Raw genomic sequence first — 22,563 nt, 5'->3', positions numbered from 1 at the left:
GTTTGCAGTATGCAGAAACGTGAATGCGGCCCCTCGAAAGCGGGGCCGCATTTTTTTTGTCCCGGTTTTTGTCTTTAAGTTGCCTGTGCCGCCGGCCGGCATTACGGAGAACGCAATGGTTTCGATACGACTGCCCGATGGTTCTGTTCGACAATACGAGCATCCCGTGACGGTCGCCGAAGTGGCGGCCTCGATCGGCCCCGGTCTCGCGAAGGCGGCGCTCGGCGGCAAGATCGACGGTGAGCTGGTGGATACGTCCGCGCTGATCGATCACGACGTCGCGCTTGCGATCGTGACGGATAAGGACGCCGACGGCCTCGACATCATTCGCCATTCGACGGCCCACCTGCTCGCGTATGCGGTAAAAGATCTGTTCCCTGAAGCGCAGGTGACGATCGGGCCGGTGATCGACAACGGCTTCTACTACGACTTCTCGTACAGCCGTCCCTTCACGCCTGAAGATCTCGAGAAGATCGAAAAGCGCATGCAGGAGCTCGCGAAGAAGGACGAGCCGGTGTCGCGCCGCGTCGTGTCGCGCGACGAGGCAGTCGACTACTTCAAGAGCATCGGCGAGAAGTACAAGGCCGAGATCATTGAGTCGATTCCCACCAGCGATGACATCAAGCTGTACTCGCATGGCGGTTTCACCGATCTGTGCCGCGGCCCGCACGTGCCGTCGACGGGCAAGCTCAAGGTCTTCAAGCTGATGAAGGTCGCAGGCGCGTACTGGCGCGGCGACTCGAAGAACGAGCAGTTGCAGCGCATTTACGGCACGGCCTGGACGAAGAAGGAAGACCAGGACGCCTACCTGCACATGCTCGAAGAGGCGGAAAAGCGCGACCACCGCAAGCTCGGCAAGCAACTCGACCTGTTCCACATGCAGGACGAGTCGCCGGGCATGGTGTTCTGGCATCCGCGTGGCTGGACGCTGTGGCAGCAAGTCGAACAGTACATGCGCCGTCGCGTGAACGACGCCGGTTACCTCGAAATCAAGACGCCGATGATCATGGACCGCTCGCTGTGGGAGGCGTCGGGTCACTGGCAGAACTATCGTGAAAACATGTTCACGACGGAATCGGAAAAGCGCGATTACGCGATCAAGCCGATGAACTGCCCCGGTCACGTGCAGGTGTTCAATCACGGCCTGCGTTCGTACCGCGACCTGCCGCTGCGTTACGCCGAGTTCGGCTCGTGCCACCGCAACGAATCATCGGGTGCGCTGCATGGTTTGATGCGCGTGCGCGGCTTCGTCCAGGACGATGCCCATATTTTCTGTACGGAAGATCAGTTCATCAGTGAATCGATCGCGTTCAACACGCTGGCGATGAGCGTCTATAAGGATTTCGGCTTCGACAACGTCGAGATCAAGCTGTCGCTGCGTCCGGACGCGCGCGCCGGCACGGACGAAATCTGGGATCGTGCCGAGCAGGGTCTGCGCGACGCGTTGACGGCCTGCGGCGTGACGTGGGAAGAGTTGCCGGGCGAGGGTGCGTTCTACGGCCCGAAGGTCGAGTATCACATCAAGGACGCGCTCGGCCGTTCGTGGCAATGCGGCACGCTGCAGCTCGACATGGTGCTGCCGGAGCGCCTCGGCGCGGAATATGTGGCGGAAGACAATAGCCGCCGCCGCCCGATCATGCTGCATCGGGCAATCGTCGGATCAATGGAGCGTTTTCTCGGCATTCTGATCGAGCACCATGCTGGTGCAATGCCTGCATGGCTGGCGCCGATGCAGGTTGTGGTGATGAATATCGCGGAAAGTCAGTCGGAATACGCACAATCTCTGGCCCAATCGTTGCAAAAACAAGGGGTTAGAGTGGAGGCCGATTTGCGCAATGAGAAGATTAGCTATAAAATACGCGAGCACACGCTTGAGAAGGTCCCGTATTTGCTGGTTGTCGGCGACAAGGAGCGTGATGCACAAACGGTAGCCGTGCGTGCCCGTGGCGGCGTCGATCTGGGCGTGATGTCCCTCGATGCCTTCAGCGAGCGTCTGCGCCAGGACGTGCAGACGTTCAACTAAGCCACCCAGGCAGCGCGGCTCGTTTTTTTAATTTTTAGAGGAAACGTAACATCGCTACTGATAAGTCGTCGCATCGCATCAACGGTGAAATTACTGCACCCGAGGTGCGTCTGGTCGGAGTCGACAACGAACCGCTCGGCATCGTAAAACTCCCTGAAGCTTTCCGCCTGTCGGAACAGCAGGACGTGGATCTGGTTGAAATCGCCCCGCAAGCGGTTCCGCCTGTCTGCCGCCTGATGGACTACGGCAAGTTCAAGTACCAGGAAGCGAAGAAGCAGCACGAGGCCAAGCTCAAGCAGAAGGTCATCCAGGTCAAGGAAGTCAAATTCCGGCCGGGTACGGATGACGGTGACTACAACGTCAAGCTGCGCAATCTCGTCCGCTTCCTCGAAGATGGCGACAAGACGAAGATCACGTTGCGTTTCCGTGGCCGCGAAATGGCTCACCAGGAAATCGGCATGCGCATGCTCGAGCGCCTGCGCACCGATCTGGACGAAGTCGGTCAGGTCGAGCAAATGCCGAAGATGGAAGGCCGCCAGATGATCATGGTGCTGGCGCCGAAGAAAAAGAAGTAAGCAGACATCCGCTGCGCATCTCGATGAGCGGCGTGTTTGTCGGAAAAGTTTGAGTTCGCGTCGTCTTGAAGACGACGTGTACGACGCAGGTTTCGGAATGGCACACGCAGGTTTGTATCGTGTATGCGCCGTTCCTGAAAAGCAGCGGCCAGTCATTCACGCCGTCTGCATACCAAGTGGAGTGGGTTTCGAAGGGCGGGAGAGGGCTTTCTGAGCCAACCGCACACCCATGTCCATCAAATAATGGAGTTGTCTGTCATGCCGAAGATGAAGACCAAGAAGAGCGCTGCGAAGCGCTTCGTGGTTCGTCCGGGCGGTACCGTCAAGCGCGGTCAAGCCTTCAAGCGCCACATTCTTACCAAGAAGACCACCAAGAACAAGCGTCACCTGCGCGGCGCCACGGCAGTTCATGATTCCGATCTGAACTCCGTACGCGCAATGCTGCCGTTCGCCTAACCCTTAACCGACACTCATAGGAGCGAAACATGCCTCGAGTCAAACGTGGGGTTACCGCACGGGCCCGCCACAAGAAGATCATCAACCTGGCCAAGGGTTACCGCGGCCGCCGCAATAACGTCTATCGCATCGCCAAGCAGGCGGTCATGCGCGCAGGCCAATACGCCTACCGCGATCGCCGCAACAAGAAGCGTGTGTTCCGCGCACTGTGGATCACGCGTATCAACGCGGCGGTGCGTCAGCACGACATGACGTACAGCGTGTTCATCAACGGCCTGAAGAAGGCGTCGATCGAACTCGACCGCAAGGTGCTGGCCGACATGGCTGTGTTCGACAAGGCTGCTTTTGCTGCGATCGTCAAGCAGGTGAAAGCCGCCGTTGCAGCCTGAGTGCGCTGTTAGCATCTAGTACTGCGTGGTTCGTTGCAGCGAACATCCGGTAGTCTCGGTGACGCTGCAACAAAAACGGGGCTCCTCACCGAGCCCCTTTTTTGTTGGTCGAGCCAGGTTTACTTCGATTGAATACTGACGTTGAAAAGATGGGATCAATGGATCTGGACCAGATTGTCGCCGACGCACAAAGCGCCTTTGAACAAGCCTCCGACGTCACCACGCTCGAAAACGAGAAGGCACGCTTTCTCGGCAAGTCGGGCGCACTGACGGAACTGTTGAAGGGGCTGGGCAAGCTCGATCCCGAAGCGCGCAAGACGGAAGGCGCGCGGATCAACATCGCCAAGCAGCAGGTCGAAGCCGCGCTGACGGCGCGCCGCCAGGCGCTTGCCGACGCGCTGCTGAACCAGCGTCTCGCCGCCGAAGCCATCGACGTCACGTTGCCCGGCCGCGGTGCCGGCACGGGCAGTCTGCACCCCGTGATGCACACGTGGGAGCGCGTCGAGCAGATTTTCCGCACGATCGGCTTCGACGTGGCCGACGGTCCCGAGATCGAAACCGACTGGTACAACTTCACGTCGCTGAACAGCCCGGAAAACCATCCGGCGCGTTCGATGCAGGACACGTTCTACGTCGACGGCAAGGACACTGAAGGGCGCCCGCTGCTGCTGCGCACGCACACCAGCCCGATGCAGGTCCGCTACGCGCGCACCAACACGCCGCCCATCAAGGTGATCGTGCCGGGCCGCACGTACCGCGTGGACAGCGACGCGACGCACTCGCCGATGTTCAACCAGGTTGAAGGCCTGTGGATCGACGAGAACATCAGCTTCGCCGACCTGAAGGGCGTCTACACCGACTTCCTGAAGAAATTTTTCGAGCGCGACGACATTCTCGTGCGCTTCCGTCCGTCGTACTTCCCGTTCACGGAGCCGTCGGCCGAAATCGACATGATGTTCGAGCAAGGCAAGAACGCCGGTAAATGGCTCGAAATCTCGGGCTCGGGCCAGGTTCATCCCACGGTGATCCGCAACATGGGCCTCGACCCCGAGCGCTACATCGGCTTTGCTTTCGGCAGCGGCCTCGAGCGTCTGACGATGCTGCGCTATGGCGTTCAGGACCTGCGTCTGTTCTTTGAAAACGACCTGCGCTTCCTGCGCCAGTTCGCCTGAGCGGGCGAGCAGGCTTTAAGCACGCGACGAGAGCGGCCCGGCAGTCGGCATGACTGGCGCGCCGCAAACAGCGCCTCCGGCCTGGTGCCGACGTATCGGCCGGACGCGGACACAACCTGTTTAGAACGTACAGAACCATGCAATTCCCGGAATCCTGGCTCAGAACCTTTGTCGATCCGCAACTGACGACGGCCGAACTGTCGCACGCACTCACGATGGCCGGTCTCGAAGTGGAAGACCTGCGCCCCGCCGCGCCGCCGACGTCGAAGATCGTCGTGGGCCGCGTGCTCGAAGTCGTCAAGCACCCGGACGCGGACAAGCTCAACGTGTGTCAGGTCGACGCCGGCACGGGCGCGACGCTGAACATCGTGTGCGGTGCGCCGAACGTGGCGCCCGGTATCAAGGTGCCCGTCGCGCTGGTGGGCGCGCAACTGCCGCCCGCCGAAGAAGGCGGTGCGCCGTTCGCGATCAAGCTCTCGAAGCTGCGCGGCGTGCAAAGCGAAGGCATGCTGTGCTCGGCGCGTGAACTGAAGCTGTCGGAAGATCATAGCGGCCTGTTGATCCTGCCGGAAGATACGCCGATTGGCCAGGACATCCGCGAAACACTGAATCTCGACGACACCGTCTTCGAAATCAAGCTCACGCCGAACAAGGCAGATTGCCTGTCGGTGTTCGGCGTTGCGCGCGAGACGGCCGCGATCACAGGCGCGCCGCTGCGCCCGCTCGAGATCAAGCGCGTCGAAGTCAAGCTCAACGAAACGCTGCCCGTGAAGATCTCGGCCCCCGATCTGTGCGGCCGTTTCTCGGGCCGCGTGATTCGCGGCGTCAACGCGCGCGCGAAGTCGCCGGCGTGGATGGTCGAGCGGCTCGAACGTTCCGGTCAACGAAGCATTTCGGCGCTGGTCGACATCTCGAACTACGTGATGCTCGAACTCGGCCGTCCGTCGCACGTGTTCGATCTCGACAAGATCCACGGCAGCATGGACGTGCGCTGGGGCAAGCGCGGCGAATCGCTGAAGCTGCTGAACGGCAACACGGTCGAGGTGGACGAGACGGTCGGTGTGATCGCCGACGATCGGCACATCGAAAGCCTCGCGGGCATCATGGGCGGCGACAGCACGGCCGTCACGCTCGACACGACCAACATCTATCTCGAAGCGGCATTCTGGTGGCCCGATAGCATCCGCGGCCGCTCGCGCCGCTACAACTTTTCGACGGATGCGGGTCATCGCTTCGAACGCGGCGTCGACTACTCGACGACGGTCGAACACATCGAGCGCATCACGCAGTTGATCCTCGACATTTGCGGCGGCGAGGCCGGTCCCGTCGATGACCAGATCGTCAACGTACCGAAGCGCGAGCCGGTGAAGATGCGTGTCGCGCGCGCGAACCGCATCATCGGCGTGGCGATCGGCGGCGACGAGATCGCGCAGATCTTCACGCGTCTCGGCTTGCCGTTCGAGCGTGCAGGCGACGACTTCCTCGTGACGCCGCCGCCGTATCGCTTCGATATCGAAATCGAAGAAGATCTGATCGAAGAAGTCGCGCGCATTTATGGCTTCGAAAAGATCCCTGCGCGTCCGCCTGTTGCCCGCAGCGAAATGCGCCGTACGAACGAAACGCAACGTTCGATTCACTCGTTGCGTCATGCACTCGCCGCACGCGACTATGCGGAAACGGTGAACTTCAGCTTCGTCGATGCCGAGTGGGAGCAGGACTTCGCAGGCAACGACAAACCCGTGCGCCTGTTGAACCCGATCGCGAGCCAGCTTTCGGTGATGCGCACGACGCTGTTCGGCAGCCTGATCAACGTGCTGCGCCACAACCTGAACCGTCGCGCAGATCGCATTCGCGTGTTTGAAGCAGGGCGTGTGTTTCTGCAGGACGCGTCGGTCAAGGCGGGCGAGTTGGCCGTCGAAGGCTTTGCGCAGCCGAAGATGATCGGCGCGCTCGCGTATGGTCCCGTGATCGAAGAGCAATGGGGCGCGGCAACGCGTGCCGTCGATTTCTTCGACGTGAAGGGCGATCTCGAAGCGCTGCTTGCGCCTGCTGACGCACGCTTCGTGAAGGCCGGGCATCCGGCGCTGCATCCGGGGCGTAGCGCGCGCATCGAACTCGATGGCCGCGCGATCGGCTGGATCGGTGAACTGCATCCGCGCTGGATGCAGAAGTACGACCTGCCGCATGCGCCGATTCTGTTCGAAGTCGACGCGGAAGCGCTGATGCAGCGCGCGTTGCCGACCCCGACGGAAGTGTCGAAATTCCCGCCCGTGCGACGCGATATCGCGATCGTCGTCGATCAGAAAATCGAGGTACAGGCGCTCTTCGACGAGATGCAAAAGGCGCTTTCGGAAGAGGCTTGCAAGACCATTCAAAGGGTTGCGCTTTTCGATGAATTTCGTGCAAAATCAAATACTTCCGGCGGGCTGGCGGCGCACGAGAAAAGCCTTGCGTTCCGTGTAACCTTGCAAGATACTGGTGGGACCCTTCAGGATGAAACGGTCGATCTGGCCATTCAGACTGTAGTGGATCGTCTTGCTCGAGTGTATGGCGCCCGGTTGCGCGGATAACCGTCAACGGCTGTTCCGCAAGTTCCGTTCTGGTTGACGCGCCATTTGACAGATATGAATGAAATGAACTCGAGTGATTTCGAAGCCCTTCTTTCGGCGCAGCGTAGCGCCATGATCCGCGATATTCCTACCTCGACCTCCAGCGCGTCGGCCGAAGCGCCGACGCTCACCAAGGCTGAGCTTGCCGAGCTGCTGTTCGACAATGTCGGGCTCAACAAGCGGGAAGCGAAGGACATGGTTGAAGCGTTTTTCGAAGTGATTCGCGACGCGCTGGAGAGCGGCGACAGTGTCAAGCTGTCCGGCTTCGGCAACTTCCAGCTGCGCGACAAGCCGCAGCGTCCTGGCAGAAATCCGAAAACGGGCGAGGCGATTCCCATCGCCGCGCGCCGCGTCGTGACGTTCCACGCAAGTCAAAAGCTGAAGGCGCTGGTCGAGAACGGCGCTGAAGAGAGCTTCGCGCGCTGATCGATTCGCGCGCCCGCGCAACTACTACGACGGTCAATCGACCGCTAACTGACGATGACAGCGACGATCGAAAAAGTCGTCTTGCCTCCGATTCCCGCGAAGCGCTACTTCACGATCGGTGAAGTCAGCGAGCTATGCGGTGTCAAGCCGCATGTGCTGCGGTACTGGGAGCAGGAGTTCACGCAGTTGCGTCCGGTGAAGCGGCGCGGCAATCGCCGGTACTATCAGCATCATGAGGTACTGCTGATCCGGCGGATTCGCGAGCTGCTGTACGAGCAGGGTTTCACTATCAATGGCGCGCGCAACCGGCTCGATTCGCATGGCGCCGGGCAGGGCGCGGAAGGCGAAGGCGAGGTGGTCGAAGGTACGGTCGTGCAGCCGACCACCGCGACCGTCGACGTCGATCAGCTGCGTAAGGAGTTGTTGCAGGTGATCGACCTGCTCGGGCATTGAACGAATTGTTGTGTCGAGATTGATTGTTGCAGTTCTATTCGCATGAAGTGTCTGTTATAATTTCATGCTTTCGGGGCGTAGCGCAGCCTGGTAGCGTACCTGCATGGGGTGCAGGTGGTCGGAGGTTCAAATCCTCTCGCCCCGACCAAACAAAATCAAGCACTTAGCTTGATGCGAAGAACCGGCGAAAGCCGGTTTTTTCGTTTTTACCCATACCTTTACCCATACTCTGCAAGAGGTTCGGTTAGGGAGAGTTCCGTGTCGAAGAAACCCTCTGATGACGTCAATACGGCTACGCTGCTTTCAACTACAGTGGGCGACGCGGAAACCAAACTCACCGCCCGAATCGAGATCGGCGTAGAGCTATTGGCCCGGCTTAAAAGTAGAGGCGCCGGAGGGCGAGACATCCTCGAGGAGGTGGCTGCGTGGAACGCGTACAACGCGCAACTCCTGCGCCGCCTTTTTACGAGCGACGAACTGGTCAAGGAGTTTAATTTGGCCGGCCCGCGGCTTTGGCGTCTCGCAGGGGAGCGCGACCCGTCTCAGCAGGCCCGCATCGATAACCATGCTGCCAAACTGGCGGCCCTCAAGTCGATAGTCGGAAGGCTCGAACTGTATGCTCCGCAGATGGCCGACGAAATGAGAAGCGGGGAGGCGCGCGTGCCAGGTACCCGCGTGTTTATTGTTCACGGACATCATGAAGCGCTGCGGGAGTCGGTCGCTCGAGTGGTCGAGCGGCTGGGTTTGACGCCTACGATCCTGCACGAGCAGCCTAATTCCGGACGGACGATCATTGAAAAGTTCGAAGCACAGGCGGATGTCGATTTCGCCGTCGTCCTTCTAACGGGCGACGACGAGGGCCGCGCGCTAAAGGACGGCGCGACGCGAGCCCGTGCGAGGCAGAACGTTGTCTTTGAACTCGGATATTTTTTTGGCGCGCTTGGCCGAAACAGAGTGTGCGCCCTGTGTGAACCCGGGGTCGAGCTCCCGTCGGACATACACGGGATCGTATATGTGCAGCTTGATGCTGGCGGCGCTTGGCGCTTCGCCCTTGCCCAAGAACTACGGTCAGCTGGGCTCACGGTAGACGTGAATAATCTGCTCGCCGTTTGAGTCAGTTGACAAAACGGGACGTCTCGGTCCGCAGAACCTTGGTAAGGATGTCGCGCAATTGAAATAGCGCCGCTCGTTGAGGAGGCTGGAGTCGCTTATGGCGCCCATGAACGAGTTGCGACCGCAACTTGTACAGTGATTTAAATGAGGCAATCAACTCTCTACGGCCCTGCATGGATGTAGCGAGGAGATAGGCGCATCTGTCAGCCAACTTGTCGGTCATTCCTTTTTCGACATCGTCTTCGCCCAACACCGCCTCGATACCGATTGAGGCTTGTATGAACGCTTGGGTTTCGTCGCCGGATAGTTCAGCGTCGAAGCCCCATTCAAGCCCCGCTCGCAATCGCTGCGCGTCTTGGTTTCCGTCGGCTGCGTCGAGGAGCGCTCGATAGGGGGCAAGCGCCGCGATCAACGCGTCGCCCCCAGTCTTTACCTCTTGCCCGCCCAATCCAAAGAGGCCGACTGGCGCAGTGAAGTCAGAAATTTCAACTCCACACAGAAGTCGCTGAAACTCATCCGACAGGTCGACATGAAACGGCGTTGGGGAAATTGAGTGTTCGAACGCGAACACTTCGACCTTCTGTCGTGGAACGTCGGGAACAACGGTCTGACTGAAGCCGGTGCCGTGAACCGCGCACAAGTGCAGTATTTGTTTGACATTGCTTGTGGCGGCCGCGATCGCCGACGAACTCGCGGACGTTGTACCCAAGCCTTGTGTTGCTACCAGCAAATAGCATTTACCTTCCGCGACGCTCGGATTGGGTCGTATTCCCGCGAGACCAAGCAACGTCGCGGCCGCCTGTTTGTTGAAAAGTACGTCGGGAAAGTGTTTTCCGGCCTCAGCTCGAACTAGGGTGACGTTTGGAGCAATTTGAATAGAGTCGAGGTCAGGGGCGACAACTGCAGGCAGTTCGAAGGCTACCGTGTACGTTTTGGGGAACGCTAGGATTTTTGCGACAACGGCGTTGATCGATGAGTCTAGGCTGGCAACTCCGACACCGTCAGCGGGCGGACTTACGGTTCGCCTGATCAACTCATAGATGTAGATCGCCATTTCGGAGTATGTAGCCCACTCTTGCCAAGGCGACCTCGAGGTAAGGAACTTCGACGCATCAATGAGTAAAGGAAGATCGATTTTTACGCCGACGGCGTTTTCTGGCGCAGGCTCGATGAGCGCACGAATTTTTTCCGTAATTGGCTTCGTGATTTCTTCGTCCGTCGGGTGTTTTGCGCGTCGTTTACCGCTCACCATAAGATGCTTCCGTTTGTTGTCGTTGTTCTTGCGGACGCTGGTCCGATGTCGACATAAGGACCGGCTGTCAATTCTGTGACAGCAATTTTTTGATCTCGGCCTCGACCATTTGTTGCTCGATCTCCATGCCTTCAAACCGACGATATAACGGCTTGAGCCCCAGAGCGACATGCTGCGAAACAGCCGAATCGGGCAAATCGACGGGCACGGTCAGTTGAGAAACAGCTGAATCGTCTCGAGCAACACTACCCGCGAACGACACAAACCATTGTCCGTCGCTTGACAATCGACGGCCGGCGAGGCTGGTCCAACGGAGCGCAACGTGCAAGTTCGCTTCCGCAGCGGCGTCCACCATTTGTCTCGCAATTGCGAGGGCTTCGACTAGAGCGTCGCCGACGCGCCAAATGGGGATTGAGATTCCAAGCGTTTTATTTGCGCCGCGGAGATCTTCGTCGAAACCGCGAACCGTATAAAGCTTTCCGTCCGCTTGAACGCGCCAAAAGTCAATGTAGGCATGAGTTGGATCGATGACTACGGTTTCCCACCCATCATTCACGTGCTGCGGGGCCCACTTTGGCTCACTTGAGGTGCGAACAGCTGAGAAAAATGGTCGGCCGGTTAAGCGACGATTCGCCGCGGTCATCAAGTTGAGCAGCGAACGATCGGGCTCGAGGCCTGCCTTGAGCCTTCCAGATATGACCGCCGCAAACTCGAAATATCCGATTTGGGGCAAGATGTGGTTGTCACGTGCCGCTGCGAGTTCGAAAGCGTTGTGCCCTTCGTCTAGTAGTAGGAGCGCTTGTTCCGTTGCAACGGGCGGCATGGCGACACCCAGACCGCCTAGCGCCTCGCTCAGCCCCGCGATGGACGCCGGAGCAAGATGGCGTCGAATGAAGCGCCCGATGTCGGCTTCCCGGTTATCGAAGCAAATCTCGGCGAGTCTATCCCAATCGCGCCACTGGGCTGCTGCTGTACTAACGACGTTGTTGCTTGAGAGTGTGCGCACGAACACTGCATGGATAGGAACGAGAGTCTTTTGATTCGCGGCGTCTTTCAGCTCGGATTTCGTGGCAACTGGTGTGCGGACGCCCGCCGGGACGCATATGACAGGAAACGCTTCATCGGCGAGATCAGCGTACTGTATCAACACTTCAAACGGCTCTGACGCGAATCGGCTCACGAGCGCTTGAATCTGGTCCTGGTCGAAAGCTGCGCGAACTGATTTCGGCCGCCCTTCAGATGTTGGCTTCATGGACGCATCGTCGAAGCCGACCACGAGCCGACCGCCGCCGTTGTTTCGCAACGCCATCAACGTTCTAACAAGCTTTGCTTGGCCCTCTGGCTGAGCCGGATCAAACCAACGTTTGACCTCTACCGCGTAGCTTTCTGAAAGAGTTTCGAGAAGCTGGCGAGTGTCTTCGATTGTCGGGAACAAGGGCACGCCTCGCTGTCGTTGCGTTTAAAGCCATATAGGATCAGAATCTTTCGCGCGTAATATAAACCGAAAACGTACGGCGACATGTCGCCGAAATACATTTGATTTGCGACCGGGGGAAACGATGGAAATCGTCGGGGGTGTGCTGATTTTCTTGGCGGTGGTAACGGTGCCCGTAGGGCTCATGGGACTAGTCTCACCCAAAACCGTTTCACCGAAGGGTAAGCCGCCGCTACCCCGCGTCAAAATCCTCTGGAGCTTCACGCTGGCTTTTCTGGTCTTCGGCATCGCCGGCGGCGCACTGGTGGGCAGATCACAACCGTCGAAAAGTGCACGAAACGACAGCAGCCCCAGTTTGACTGCCGAACCCAGTTCACAGGCGACGACGGTGGACGTCAACCCTCATGCCGAACCACCAGCCCCGCAACTCCCGACCCACAACTACGTCATGCGCGATGGTGACCTCTACGGCTATCAGCCTGCGATCAGCGACGCGGAGCGCAACCAGGGCGTGGCGACGAAGGCCCTCGTAATGGTCCGATATCGTGGCCAAAAGAACGACGTTTACACGGTCGAAATGCCGAACGACACCGGCGCCATCTACCGGTTGGAGTGCAAGTCTCCATGCGAATACGTCAAGACCAAGATTATTCTTGGCGGCGAGGTCCTGAAGTCTGAGACGGTGCCGAACGCGCCCGGATCGCTGATGGCTGCTGTGTTTGATGATGTGCTGAGCGATCAACTCCAGCCTGCCGTAGTCCGCTCACGGGTCGCCGGCAATCGATCAAAGGGCGGGTGACGGTGGATAAGATGGCATCGGTAAATGACGGGAGGGCCCACTGTGGGTGAGAAAGAAGAGAAAACGCTGGTGATCGGGTCTGGGCCGCATCAATTTGTAACCTGCGCAGATTGGCATGACGCGGCGCTGATGAATGTGATCGACTACGACAACATCGTCGTCAACCTCGCGTCGCTGAATGCCGATGTTCTGATCGCAAACGACCGAACCCGTCTATACCAACTGAGAAGCAAAATGGCGCGCTTTGTGGCGTCTGGCGGCAGTCTTTTCATACTTGGGGCTCCGTTGCTCCCGACGACCGTTAATAAAGGGCACGACAACTGGGAGTGGTGCCCACTTGACGTGCAGCCGGTTGCAGAAGAGGGCGATACGGTCGAGCGTAATACCGGAGAATTCAAAAAGCTGCTCGATCGCCTGGATCGATGGTCTTTCCACTACGTCGTACAAGAGATGTCCAGTGAATTGACGCGAGCATACGGGCTGCCCGCGCCGCAGATCAGGACCTCGTTCACGTCCTTTGCTGCCAACAGATATGGTGGCGTGCTAGCAGGGTGCGTTACCTTCGACAGTGCATCGGATGGATGGGCCAACTTGCCCGGGTACATCGCATTGCTGCCGCGTATTCCCGACCTAGATCCTGACTTCGCGGTCAAACTGGTGCTTGAGGACTTGCTGGGGAGAGACCAAGCGACTGTATCGTTTCCACCGTGGCTTAATGCGTTGCAGATGCCCGTAGTTGCGCCAATCGACTCGAAAATCTTGGCAATCCGAAAGCAAATCGAAGTCTTGGAAGCCGAGATGGTCGAACAAACTTCAAGGAAAACGGAATACGAGCGATTCAAGGGGCTGCTGTATGTCAGCAGTTTTGAACTTGAAAAACTGGTCGCCGACTGTCTTAAGCAATTGGGCGGGGAGGTGAAGCCGGCCCGGTATTCGCAAGAGGAGTTTGTTTTAGAGCATCAAGGTAAGGTGTTGCTTGCTGAGTGCAAAGGTGTAAACAAGAGCATTGCGTTGACTCACTTGCGCCAGCTAGCCGACTACCTGCTTCGCTATGAGGAGGACGAGGGCTCGGCCGGCAAGGGCATCCTTTTCGGGAATGCTTGGCGCGAGTTGCCTCCGGAGGAGCGAGACACAAACGATCAACCGATCTTCCCCGAGAATGTCCGCAAGCGAGCATTGCAGTTGGATATTGCGCTTGTGTCGACCGTGGAATTCTTCAAGGCGTTTTGTGCGTTTTTGGAAGGCCGTGTCGACGGCGCGCGAGTTTTGGATTGGCTCACCGAATCGGTCGGCATTGTCAAGGCCGAGTCTCTTTTCGCGAGCGAAGTAACGTAGTTCCGTTGCGATGCGGCCGTCCCGGACGGTTCTAGCCGTCCGGCCCGCGAGGTTGCTGGCCAGTTGCGCTAAGCATCCAAGTATGAATAGAGCGTCTCACGGCTCACACCGAATTCTCGGGCGATCGCTGCCTTCTTCTCGCCGGCAGCCACACGTGCCTTGATTTCTCCCACTTGCCCAGTGCTTAGCTTTGCCTTTCGGCCTCGGTACACGCCATTGGCTTTGGCGACAGCGATCCCTTCCCGCTGTCGCTCGCGAATCAGTGCGCGCTCGAACTGCGCAAAGCCTCCAAGCATGGTCATCATGAGATGCGCCATCGGATCATGGTTATCGCTGCTGAAAGTAAGGCGCTCCTTTACAAACTCGACGCAAACCTGACGGGCGGTCAACTCCCGAACGATGCGCAACAGATCTTCCGTGTTCCGCGCCAGTCGATCCATTGAATGCACGACAAGCAGGTCACCGTCTCGCAGGTAATCAAGCGCAGCTTGGAGTTGTGGGCGGTGTGTGTCGCGGCCGCTTGCCTTGTCCGTGAAAACACGGTCAATATGAACGCCCTCAAGCTGCCGCTCGGTATTTTGGTCGGTTGAACTTACGCGTACGTAGCCAATTTTCTTTCCGTTGTTCATGTTCGTCCGAGGCCGTTCATCAATGTGTCAGGATGAATTCTAGACGTATATGGACATATGTCAAGAAAATCAGAAAATGACCCTAAGTTGACGGTTTTGGGCGAACGAAGTCGTGGGTCTGATCTGTCGGGTTTGAGTACACCCTAAACTGACACGTGGTCGCGCGCGCTCCCGTTTGCTCGGGGGACAGCGGTCGGCAGGGAAGAATGGAGGGGCTAGCGTGGATGATCGGGAATCGCTCGTGTTCAACCGTGATGCTGTATATCGTGCGGTCTGGAGACAGCGGATTGAATATGCGGCCGGCGAGTGGGGCATTAGCGTCGAACAACTGCACGTGATATGTCGACAACTGAATGTGCCGATTCCGGGTGCTGGCTATTGGCGCGGCTCAAATACACCGCCGCCGCCTCGGTTGCCTCACTACGATGGGCCGGCTGAAATTGTGATCCCGCTGCCATCCAAGCCGGCACCGGAGATGCCGACGTCGGAAGAGGCAAGCACCGTAGCGGCCCGACGGGAATTTGAACAGCACAACCGGATCGTTGTGCCGGCTAACTTGGTGAATCCACACGCGGTTACCCGGCAATTTAAGCGAAAATCCAAGAAGCTGGCGTCGTATGCCGAGATCGGCTTTGCGGGCATCTATGTGGAAGGTGAGCACGTCGACCGGGCCCTGTTAGTTTTCGATACGTTCATGAAAGCCGCTGAGTCACGCGGCTTTAAACCGGAAGCACTATCGGGCGAGACGCGACTTTCGGTTTTAGACGTACCCATCTACATCCGGATGTCGGTAGGAGAGGCTCGTGGAGTATCGGGGCTGCGCATGACGGCTAGGGGGCGGCATCAGCTCCATTTCTCAATCAGGGATGACGCGCAAGGACCATTGGAGGGCAAGATTGGCCGTTTAATGACACGCGCGGTCGAGTTCGCCGTTGCACACAAGGTTTATGTGCGGGACTTCGAAGCTGGAAATGCTTGGCGCGAGCAGTGTCAGAGAATTGTGTCCCGGGCAATCGACGTAATACGAAGTGAACAGGTTCCATACGACTCAATTGGCACGCCCGACGTCGAGTCGCTTGTCGATGAGGCCGCTCGATGGCAGAGGGCGGAAGTGACTCGATCTTACCTTGCACACCTCGCCCACGTTGCTGAGACCAAAGGTTACGACCTCGGGCCGCAGTCAAAACTCGGAGTCTGGCTTGCGCGCGCGCGAGCGGCTTGTGATGCGGGCGACCCAACTGAGAATCGCGTCGCGGGGTGGGGCGAGATATTCTAGGCAACGGAAATCGAGACATAAGCGAACGACGCTCCTACATCCATGCCATCTGATAGAAAGCTGAGCCGCGCAGGAGGCATCACTTCCACGAGAAGATGTTTCCTGTTTTCCGCGCGAGAATGGCTCGCCGACAAGACACACGTCGCACAATACCCACAGATGCGCGCCCATCATCCCGTGCGGAAGGTGACGGCGGCCGACAATCAGCCGTTGCGGCTGGTCTGGAAGAACCCGATGCCCGGTTTCATGCGCCTCGCGCTCGGGCTGCTCGGCCTTTTCTGGTCGCTGTTCTTCGCTGCCGCGCTCATTGGCACGGTCATCTTCGCCGTCGGTGCCGTTTGGGCATTGATTGCTGGCTGATGGCCGCCGACGCGTTCATCGCTGCGATTGCGCGTTGACTTTTGAACGACTCGACAGGCAATCATCCGGCTCTAACAGAATTCGAACTAGGCCGCCTAGTCGCGTTCTTCTATAAGGTGCGGCCTTGCTCTTGGATGAGCTTGGGACAAGAGGGCGATTGAGTTTGGGCAGTCTTGGAACTTGGTGCGGCCAATTTATGCATAGAACCGTCTACCTCTTGCGCGCGCAAAAAAGTCCACTTTTTAGCGCAAGGGCCTTACGCAGCGGGGGTTTGCGCGATATCAATGCTTTGACTAACAGCCGAAACCCCCAAATTCGTGAAAAAAACTTTAAAAGGGTTTAGGATCGTTGCTGAGGAATGCGCAGCACATTGCATGCCTCAAAAGCAAACGCGGATCGACTCGTGCCCGCCAAGACAGTTTGTCGATCCGCGTTCCGTTTAACCCTTTACAGGGGGAACTGCCTATGAGCAGCTACTGCCTTGCCATGTCGTGGATTTATGCCGCGGCTGCGGTGGTGTATGCCTTGATGGCTTACACCGGTCACTGATGGTCGGCGGCCCGTGTTCAGTTCGCGCTGAGCCGGGCCTTTTCACTGCTCGCTTGTAGGTTATCACTCCCGACGCGACTGTCAACATAAATCCGGGTAATTACTGTAGCAGCTGTAAAGCGGATTTCAGTCTCACGTATGCCCCAAGTCGGCCGCAGACTTGGGCGGGCGCCCCTTGCACGTGTGGCTCGATCAATACTCGTCGAGCACCTGGCGTACGACCTTCGCGTACTCGTCTGGCGTCACGTCCGACGCGATGTGTGCATGCGCGTGTGCATGGGCATGCGGAATCGGCGCGCCGTTCGGGCCGGACGCCTCGACGCGAGTCTTATTCGTGAACGCTCCGCCGGCCTCCTTCGCAGCCTGCTCAAGCGCATTCAGAGCCAACGCCACGTTACCTTGATCTTCGGCTTTGTTGGCCAGTCGCTCGATGCGACGCAGGCGGACCGCAGCGTTTGCGACCGAAACCTTACCGATATCTTCCAGAAAGCTCTTCCGTGTTTGCTCAAAAATCGCCCGCCATTTCTTGCTGAGCGCGCGACCCGCATACTTTTCCGGGTCGTACGACTCGACCTGTTGCGGGCTCACCGTCACACCGAATTCTTCCTTGATGCACCTAGCGACCTGCTTCGGCGAGTCATAACACGCAAGCGCCCGCACAATCGCGAGTTTCAAGTCTTCAGTAAGTACCGCCATCTTTGGAAATCCATCAAGGTTGTATCAAGGTAAGCGGTTGCCAGTTTCGCCGCCTTGCGGGTCAGTAGGCATCTAGCAGACGCTTCGCCCGTGCATCGAACTCTTCGGCTGTCATCGTCGTTTGCGTGACAGCCACAGGCGCGCCGTTCGGCCCGGCAACCTCATGTCGTTGTTTGTTGGTGAATGCCCCGCCCACCTCTTTGGCGGCTTGCTCGAGTAGTGAGGAAGCAGCGACAACATTGCCCTGCGAAGTCGCCTTCCGATAGAGTTTCGTGAGTTCCTGAAGCCGGAAGGCCAGATTGGCGATCGGAATTTCCTCGACCTTGGCGCGGAACGCCGCACGATCCGCCGCAAACGTGGCCCGCCATTTTTCGCTAAGTGAGCGCCCCTGACGCTTCGTCGGGTCGTACGCCTGCACCTGAGACGCGGTCACGACAATCCCGAATTCTTCTTTAACGTACCTCGCCACTTCCGTGGGGGTCTCGAAGCACGCAAGCCCCCGCACGATAAAGGCCTTAACCTCGTCAGTCAGTGCAGCCATCTTCCAGAATCCATTAAAGAAGATTCAAGTAACCAGGCCTCTATCGCGGCTCGCTCTAGTGCGCACAGCACGGTGACGAGATCACCTTGATCCTCGGCTCGCCGACAAACTCGGTATAGAACCTTGAGGCGTACGGACGGGTCTTCGATCGGCTCCAGTTGCTCAAGGATCGCGCGTCGTCCGTTCTCGATCTCGTGCTCCTGTTCGCGGAGTGATTTGCCGGACGCTCTGGTCCGGGTTTTCAGGTTTTCACGGGTTTCTCTCACATTGATTCTCGTAGAGGTCGGGGCGGCCACGGGCCGCCAGCCCCTATCCAAATTTCTCGAAGGGGATTGAAGATCTGGGCCGCGCCCCCCATTTGCGCGAAAGGTGTTCGGGGGCCGGACACCGTCAATCACGCGCAAAGGGATTTAAGAATGGCGAACAGCTATTTGACACGCGTCGAACTACACAACGCGAACGCTTCGGACTATCAGAATCTCCACGCGGCGATGGCAGCGCAGAAGTTCATGCGGACCATCCCTAATGACGAAGGAGTGCGTTACCAGCTACCGACGGCAGAGTATTACTCCGTCGCTGAGATCGATACCAACGCCGTCCTGGAACTCGCGAAATTGGCCGTTGCATCGATTGGGAAGACTGGTTCGATCATCACGGTGCAGTTCAATGACGCGCGCTGGAACGGTTTGCCGACGGCTTAATCGAAAGGATTCGAAATGACGAAGTTCACCACGCGGGTCGAATTGCACGACGGAGAAAGCGACGACTACGAAAAGCTGCACGGCGCAATGGAGAAGCAGGGGTTCTCGCGTTACATCGCAGACAGCAAAGGGAATCGATATCACCTCCCGACCGCTGAATACAACTACGACGGGACCGCGACTCGCGATGAAGTTCTGTCGAAGGCAAAGACCGCTGCTAAGTCCACAGGACTCGAGTTCGAGGTCATCGTTACCGAGTCGGTCGCTCGCGTTTGGCACAACCTGAAGGCGAAGTAAGCGGAAAGAGCCCCGCGCGGCGCTGCCGGCGGGGGTTTCTGCGTCATCCGGAGGCTGACTAAATTACGGGATGGCCACCGAAGCTACCGGCAGCACCGTCGACGCTCCAGCTATCACCCCGCGACAGCCGTACACGAAGTCACGCACAGCGGCCGCGAAGTCCGTGAAGTTTGACTCGCTGAACGCGCGCATCGCGCCAGTCGCGTCCGGATAGCTGAAGGTGGTCGCGCCACCCGGGAATCCCTTCCCGGCATTCAGGCTGGTCTCGATCGCGATGATGTCGGACTGGCTCAGCGCGTCGACCGGAAAGGTGCCGTTGAGCGCCGGCGTACCCGCACTCGTGACGGTCAATCCGCCCGCAAGGATCTGCTCGGCCTTTTGCTTAGTCGTAAGAGGTGGGTTCTGGAGTGCTTCGACCTGTTCGGGCGTAGCGATCGTCCATGAGTCTTCCGGGATCGAAAGTCCCTGCGCGATGGCGTTGGCGTGGTCTTGCTGGGACAGAAAGTGCAGGCCGCCCGACGCGTCCAAGTAATACTGGTCAGCAAACGTCATTTATCGAATCTCCCACCAAGAAGCAAGCGTTCCACTGCCGGCCTGATAGCCGACGCCATAAGACTGACCGGGACGAACAGGAAATTGAATCCCGAACGCTCCACCAGCGACCTGCGCGCCGTCTCCGTAGAAGATCGCGCTACCGACTCCCACCTGCAATCGAGCGTTGGCAACTGATGCACTGCTCATGAGGATGCTGACCCAGATCGTGCGGCCCGTAGTGTTGTAATACGTGGTACCGATAGCCCGGCTGCCCACCATGCTCTGTTCAGTCTGGCCCACCCCGAATGATTGCAACGCCGCGAACGCCTGGCCGCCCATCCCCTGCACCAATGTCGGAGCAGTTGCATATGTGCCGGCAGTGGCTTCCGTCAACTGAATCACGCCGACGACCCGATACGGACTATTCGAGACTGCGGAACTCGAATAGACCGTGCTCGCTGAAGTTGCGCCCGACGAGATCGCTGTCGCGCTGATCAAACCGGTTTCGGACAGGTCAACGCCGCCAGACAGGTTCACGATGCCGAGTTGCGGCAAGCCGCCGTTGTACAACTCGAGGATCGCGAACGTCGCCTGAACCCCGTTGGCGCTGCCGAGCGTCGCGCCAGAAGGAACGGTCAACGACTGCGATACCGAGACGGAACCGACGACGGGCGCGCCATTGGTGAGCGTCGGGTTGCGAAATGCGAGTGCGGTCGGGCCTGTGAGACCGACCGTGAGCGCGTTCGATGCAACCGACGAGCTCACGGACGGGAAGGATTGCCCAATCTGAGCAGCGTGTTGGCTCTGCGTCGCGGGAGAGGTCTGCAGCGAAGCGCCCGTGCATGACTCCAGTACATACGAAGCGATGTCGGTGCGATAGACGAACAGTGCGCGGCCGTTCGCGACCAGTTCGTTGCCCTGCAGCGCTGCATGCGCTCCACCGACAACCGGGGCGGCCGCAATCACACCGGGGTTGGGCGTAAAGGTTGTTGCGCCCGTGTTCGTCGTCTTGATCTTGACCCAAAACTGCTGGTTGTCGACGAGCGACGTCGGCGGCAGCGGGAACGTAGCCTGTACTGTGTTAGCCGCGCCGCTGTCGATGCCGTACTCGAGGTTGTTCGAGATCATCGACTGCAACAGCGACGTCGGCAGGATCGGCGCGCCAGGGTACTGCGAGATGTTCGCCGAGGTGATCGTCGACTGGCCGTTCGCCACGGTCACGACCCACAGGCCCACGCAGCCGCTGTCGACCGCCGGCGTGATCTGCGTGCCGGTTGCGGCGGCGACGCCAGCCTTGAGCGTAAGCACCACCTTACCCGCGCGCGTCGTCATGCTCGGCTGGCCGTTGCCGCCGGGCCCGCTGAACGCCTGTGCAGGGTTGGTCGCGTTGTAATAGGCAAGCACCACCGCATTCGTGTCGACGTCCGCGTAGTTCGCCTCGATTAGGTAGTTGATCGAGTAGCCCGCCGTCGTCGGCGCGGCGCACGCCAGCGTCGTCGCGTCGAGCGCGATGCCCTGCTTCACGATCTGATGCGTCTGGTCCAGCGCGAGCGACGAATACGCCGTGTTGTCGAGGTTCTGCAGCGCATAGAGCTGACCGGGCTGCACCTGCACGCTCAGAGATGCGGGCGCCGTCGCCACGCACCCGAGACCCGATGCATACGTCGACGTGCCGAGCATGTCCGAGAGCATCTTTCCGACCGCGATCAGCACGTTGCGGTTCGTGTTCAGGAGGTCGGTTTCAAGAGGGATTTGGCCGGGATAAACCGATTGGCGGTCCAAGGGGGGCTCCAAAAAAGAAAAAGCCCCGCGTTTGCGGGGCTTCGGGGGACGCGCTGACGCAGACGGCTAGTCAGCGGGGTAGATCGTGTCAGCGGGCTCGTTTAGAAGCGCGCGTTTAGCGATCGCGAGAGGGTGATACGGGGGGGGAGGCCTCACCGAGTTGAGTGCTGCAGCGGCGGGCGATCGATCGCCGAGCGCAGTGGGGCCACTACTGCGCCCGGATTGGCACGCTGTACCAACCGGCTCTCCCGTAGCCAACACCACCGATGACGGTGGCAGGTTCCTGATAAATGGTTGGACGGTCATCCGCGATCGAATGGTCCTCGCGTTGCCGACCTACGATCTGGTCCCGCGATGTTGGTGTTGAGCTTTCTTGCGGAAGTGTGGTCATGGGTTAAGCACTCTGGAGAATTGCCTGCACGCCCGACAGTGCTGCCGCCGAGCTGCCGGTGTTGGTTACTGTGACTTGGAAGGACTGGAACGGTACGCCGTCGATTGCGTTCGCGACACCAGCAGTGTTCGCCGAGAGGGCGGCGGTGATCGGCGCTCCCTGCGGCGCTGAGCCGGCGGCGTCAAGGAATCGCTGAATTTGGATCTGTCCAGCTTGCGTAGATTTCAGGCCGACGGTGATCTTCTGGTAGCCGCAGGATTGAATCAGCGCCGATCAAACGCTCGAATTCCCGTTGATCGTTGTCGGCAAACTGAGGCTGCTCGAGGGGATCGGCCAAAGCAAAGCGCCGCCGATCTCGCTTCCGGAGAGTGGTGATGCGATGGTTGTCATAGTTGGTGTTTGGCGCGCAAGCGACGCCACGATTGGCGGACTGTGCGCGAATGATGGGGAGTAGCTACAGGGACTACGGGGGATGTGAGGAGCGGTGCTTAGGAGGGAGCAGTGGTAGGCGGCGGATCAGGGGAAATGCCGGGCCGTCTATGCGACTGGGCGAGTTGCCGCACGCGCTTCGATATACCGGTCGACGTCCGTTGCAAGCCAACCTACCGCGCGGCCTTGAGTCGACAGCTTGACGGGCTGCGGGAACTCTCCCACAGCGACGAGCCGGTAGAGGCTGCTCCTGCTAACTCCGATGCGACCGCAAACGTCCGGGCAGCGAATGATCCTTTGAGACATACGGGGCTCCAAACGAAAAACGCCCGATTGCAGAT

Annotated in this window: 22 protein-coding genes and 1 tRNA gene; 16 read left to right on the top strand and 7 right to left on the bottom strand. The window is 58.9% G+C overall.

From position 1 onward, the window contains the following. Nucleotides 1–115: 115 nt before the first annotated feature. The 10 genes from thrS (at nt 116) to G3N95_RS41035 (ending at nt 9,216) form a co-directional block, all read left to right on the top strand. On the top strand, nt 116–2,023 hold the full coding sequence (thrS, locus tag G3N95_RS23530; RefSeq protein ID WP_205972470.1) for a threonine--tRNA ligase: 1,908 nt from the start codon (nt 116–118) through the stop codon (nt 2,021–2,023). Nucleotides 2,024–2,073: 50 nt separating this feature from the next. Beyond that, nucleotides 2,074–2,598 carry a translation initiation factor IF-3 gene (gene infC, locus G3N95_RS23525; protein ID WP_205972517.1) on the top strand — a complete coding sequence of 175 codons (525 nt, stop codon included), beginning with the start codon at nt 2,074–2,076 and terminating at the stop codon, nt 2,596–2,598. Between the two features lie 258 nt (nt 2,599–2,856). Beyond that, nucleotides 2,857–3,054, top strand: coding sequence for a 50S ribosomal protein L35 (gene rpmI / locus G3N95_RS23520; protein WP_004191477.1), 198 nt, complete (start codon nt 2,857–2,859; stop codon nt 3,052–3,054). Nucleotides 3,055–3,083: 29 nt separating this feature from the next. Further along, a complete protein-coding gene (gene rplT, locus G3N95_RS23515) occupies nt 3,084–3,443 on the top strand; it encodes a 50S ribosomal protein L20 (protein WP_004192938.1) in 360 nt (119 codons plus the stop codon). 158 nt (nt 3,444–3,601) lie between these two features. Beyond that, nucleotides 3,602–4,615, top strand: a complete 1,014-nt coding sequence (pheS, locus tag G3N95_RS23510) for a phenylalanine--tRNA ligase subunit alpha (RefSeq protein WP_205972469.1) — start codon at nt 3,602–3,604, stop codon at nt 4,613–4,615. A gap of 137 nt (nt 4,616–4,752) precedes the next feature. Next, nucleotides 4,753–7,185, top strand: a complete 2,433-nt coding sequence (gene pheT / locus G3N95_RS23505; RefSeq protein ID WP_205972468.1) for a phenylalanine--tRNA ligase subunit beta — start codon at nt 4,753–4,755, stop codon at nt 7,183–7,185. Nucleotides 7,186–7,239: 54 nt separating this feature from the next. Next, nucleotides 7,240–7,650 carry an integration host factor subunit alpha gene (locus G3N95_RS23500; protein ID WP_028368821.1) on the top strand — a complete coding sequence of 137 codons (411 nt, stop codon included), beginning with the start codon at nt 7,240–7,242 and terminating at the stop codon, nt 7,648–7,650. A 54-nt stretch (nt 7,651–7,704) separates the two neighbouring features. After that, nucleotides 7,705–8,103 (top strand): MerR family transcriptional regulator, encoded by a 399-nt coding sequence (locus tag G3N95_RS23495; protein ID WP_205972467.1) that lies wholly within the window; start codon nt 7,705–7,707, stop codon nt 8,101–8,103. 71 nt (nt 8,104–8,174) lie between these two features. Next, nucleotides 8,175–8,251, top strand: a tRNA-Pro gene (locus tag G3N95_RS23490). 110 nt (nt 8,252–8,361) lie between these two features. Continuing rightward, on the top strand, nt 8,362–9,216 hold the full coding sequence (locus G3N95_RS41035) for a nucleotide-binding protein (RefSeq protein WP_346778394.1): 855 nt from the start codon (nt 8,362–8,364) through the stop codon (nt 9,214–9,216). A gap of 1 nt (nt 9,217) precedes the next feature. On the opposite strand, the gene G3N95_RS23480 is transcribed toward G3N95_RS41035, so the two are convergent. Together G3N95_RS23480 and G3N95_RS23475 are read right to left on the bottom strand one after the other, a co-directional pair. Beyond that, nucleotides 9,218–10,468, bottom strand: coding sequence for a HEPN domain-containing protein (locus tag G3N95_RS23480; protein ID WP_205972466.1), 1,251 nt, complete (start codon nt 10,466–10,468; stop codon nt 9,218–9,220). Nucleotides 10,469–10,535: 67 nt separating this feature from the next. Further along, on the bottom strand, nt 10,536–11,903 hold the full coding sequence (locus tag G3N95_RS23475) for an RNA-binding domain-containing protein (RefSeq protein WP_205972465.1): 1,368 nt from the start codon (nt 11,901–11,903) through the stop codon (nt 10,536–10,538). A gap of 124 nt (nt 11,904–12,027) precedes the next feature. On the opposite strand from G3N95_RS23475, the gene G3N95_RS23470 reads away from it, so the two are divergent. Together G3N95_RS23470 and G3N95_RS23465 are read left to right on the top strand one after the other, a co-directional pair. After that, nucleotides 12,028–12,702, top strand: a complete 675-nt coding sequence (locus G3N95_RS23470) for a hypothetical protein (protein ID WP_205972464.1) — start codon at nt 12,028–12,030, stop codon at nt 12,700–12,702. A 42-nt stretch (nt 12,703–12,744) separates the two neighbouring features. Next, nucleotides 12,745–14,037 (top strand): hypothetical protein, encoded by a 1,293-nt coding sequence (locus tag G3N95_RS23465; RefSeq protein ID WP_205972463.1) that lies wholly within the window; start codon nt 12,745–12,747, stop codon nt 14,035–14,037. A gap of 68 nt (nt 14,038–14,105) precedes the next feature. On the opposite strand, the gene G3N95_RS23460 is transcribed toward G3N95_RS23465, so the two are convergent. Continuing rightward, nucleotides 14,106–14,666 carry a recombinase family protein gene (locus G3N95_RS23460; RefSeq protein WP_205972462.1) on the bottom strand — a complete coding sequence of 187 codons (561 nt, stop codon included), beginning with the start codon at nt 14,664–14,666 and terminating at the stop codon, nt 14,106–14,108. Between the two features lie 220 nt (nt 14,667–14,886). Between G3N95_RS23460 and G3N95_RS23455 the strand changes: the two genes are divergently transcribed. Then, nucleotides 14,887–15,942: a hypothetical protein gene (locus tag G3N95_RS23455; protein WP_205972461.1), complete on the top strand. Its 1,056-nt coding sequence runs from the start codon at nt 14,887–14,889 to the stop codon at nt 15,940–15,942. Nucleotides 15,943–16,128: 186 nt separating this feature from the next. Beyond that, the gene (locus G3N95_RS23450; RefSeq protein ID WP_205972460.1) at nt 16,129–16,302 is read left to right on the top strand and encodes a hypothetical protein; all 174 of its coding nucleotides are present in this window, start codon (nt 16,129–16,131) and stop codon (nt 16,300–16,302) included. 741 nt (nt 16,303–17,043) lie between these two features. Here G3N95_RS23450 and G3N95_RS23445 read toward each other — a convergent pair. Beyond that, nucleotides 17,044–17,547 (bottom strand): DUF2280 domain-containing protein, encoded by a 504-nt coding sequence (locus tag G3N95_RS23445; protein WP_205972459.1) that lies wholly within the window; start codon nt 17,545–17,547, stop codon nt 17,044–17,046. Between the two features lie 61 nt (nt 17,548–17,608). Continuing rightward, a complete protein-coding gene (locus G3N95_RS23440; protein ID WP_205972458.1) occupies nt 17,609–18,088 on the bottom strand; it encodes a DUF2280 domain-containing protein in 480 nt (159 codons plus the stop codon). 416 nt (nt 18,089–18,504) lie between these two features. Between G3N95_RS23440 and G3N95_RS23435 the strand changes: the two genes are divergently transcribed. Then, a complete protein-coding gene (locus G3N95_RS23435) occupies nt 18,505–18,789 on the top strand; it encodes a type V toxin-antitoxin system endoribonuclease antitoxin GhoS (RefSeq protein ID WP_205972457.1) in 285 nt (94 codons plus the stop codon). Nucleotides 18,790–18,804: 15 nt separating this feature from the next. Next, nucleotides 18,805–19,086: a type V toxin-antitoxin system endoribonuclease antitoxin GhoS gene (locus G3N95_RS23430; protein WP_205972456.1), complete on the top strand. Its 282-nt coding sequence runs from the start codon at nt 18,805–18,807 to the stop codon at nt 19,084–19,086. A gap of 63 nt (nt 19,087–19,149) precedes the next feature. Here G3N95_RS23430 and G3N95_RS23425 read toward each other — a convergent pair whose 3' ends face one another. Together G3N95_RS23425 and G3N95_RS23420 are read right to left on the bottom strand one after the other, a co-directional pair. Then, a complete protein-coding gene (locus G3N95_RS23425; RefSeq protein WP_205972455.1) occupies nt 19,150–19,638 on the bottom strand; it encodes a hypothetical protein in 489 nt (162 codons plus the stop codon). Next, the gene (locus G3N95_RS23420) at nt 19,639–21,402 is read right to left on the bottom strand and encodes a hypothetical protein (protein WP_205972454.1); all 1,764 of its coding nucleotides are present in this window, start codon (nt 21,400–21,402) and stop codon (nt 19,639–19,641) included. Nucleotides 21,403–22,563: the final 1,161 nt, after the last annotated feature.

Source organism: Paraburkholderia sp. Tr-20389 (assembly GCF_017104565.1).
Taxonomy (GTDB): Bacteria; Pseudomonadota; Gammaproteobacteria; order Burkholderiales; family Burkholderiaceae; genus Paraburkholderia.
Note: the sequence above shows the minus strand (reverse complement) of the source record. Positions and strands in the feature narration are given on the sequence as shown.

What these genes read in the sequence shown, in the direction of transcription:
- G3N95_RS23460 (WP_205972462.1), bottom strand. Translation starts at nt 14,666, where the DNA reads ATGAACAACGGAAAGAAAATTGGCTACGTACGCGTAAGTTCAACCGAC.
- pheS (WP_205972469.1), top strand. Translation starts at nt 3,602, where the DNA reads ATGGATCTGGACCAGATTGTCGCCGACGCACAAAGCGCCTTTGAACAA.
- G3N95_RS23495 (WP_205972467.1), top strand. Translation starts at nt 7,705, where the DNA reads ATGACAGCGACGATCGAAAAAGTCGTCTTGCCTCCGATTCCCGCGAAG.
- G3N95_RS23425 (WP_205972455.1), bottom strand. Translation starts at nt 19,638, where the DNA reads ATGACGTTTGCTGACCAGTATTACTTGGACGCGTCGGGCGGCCTGCAC.
- G3N95_RS23430 (WP_205972456.1), top strand. Translation starts at nt 18,805, where the DNA reads ATGACGAAGTTCACCACGCGGGTCGAATTGCACGACGGAGAAAGCGAC.
- G3N95_RS23440 (WP_205972458.1), bottom strand. Translation starts at nt 18,088, where the DNA reads ATGGCTGCACTGACTGACGAGGTTAAGGCCTTTATCGTGCGGGGGCTT.
- G3N95_RS23470 (WP_205972464.1), top strand. Translation starts at nt 12,028, where the DNA reads ATGGAAATCGTCGGGGGTGTGCTGATTTTCTTGGCGGTGGTAACGGTG.
- pheT (WP_205972468.1), top strand. Translation starts at nt 4,753, where the DNA reads ATGCAATTCCCGGAATCCTGGCTCAGAACCTTTGTCGATCCGCAACTG.
- G3N95_RS23480 (WP_205972466.1), bottom strand. Translation starts at nt 10,468, where the DNA reads ATGGTGAGCGGTAAACGACGCGCAAAACACCCGACGGACGAAGAAATC.
- rpmI (WP_004191477.1), top strand. Translation starts at nt 2,857, where the DNA reads ATGCCGAAGATGAAGACCAAGAAGAGCGCTGCGAAGCGCTTCGTGGTT.
- G3N95_RS23500 (WP_028368821.1), top strand. Translation starts at nt 7,240, where the DNA reads ATGAATGAAATGAACTCGAGTGATTTCGAAGCCCTTCTTTCGGCGCAG.
- rplT (WP_004192938.1), top strand. Translation starts at nt 3,084, where the DNA reads ATGCCTCGAGTCAAACGTGGGGTTACCGCACGGGCCCGCCACAAGAAG.
- thrS (WP_205972470.1), top strand. Translation starts at nt 116, where the DNA reads ATGGTTTCGATACGACTGCCCGATGGTTCTGTTCGACAATACGAGCAT.
- G3N95_RS23435 (WP_205972457.1), top strand. Translation starts at nt 18,505, where the DNA reads ATGGCGAACAGCTATTTGACACGCGTCGAACTACACAACGCGAACGCT.
- G3N95_RS23445 (WP_205972459.1), bottom strand. Translation starts at nt 17,547, where the DNA reads ATGGCGGTACTTACTGAAGACTTGAAACTCGCGATTGTGCGGGCGCTT.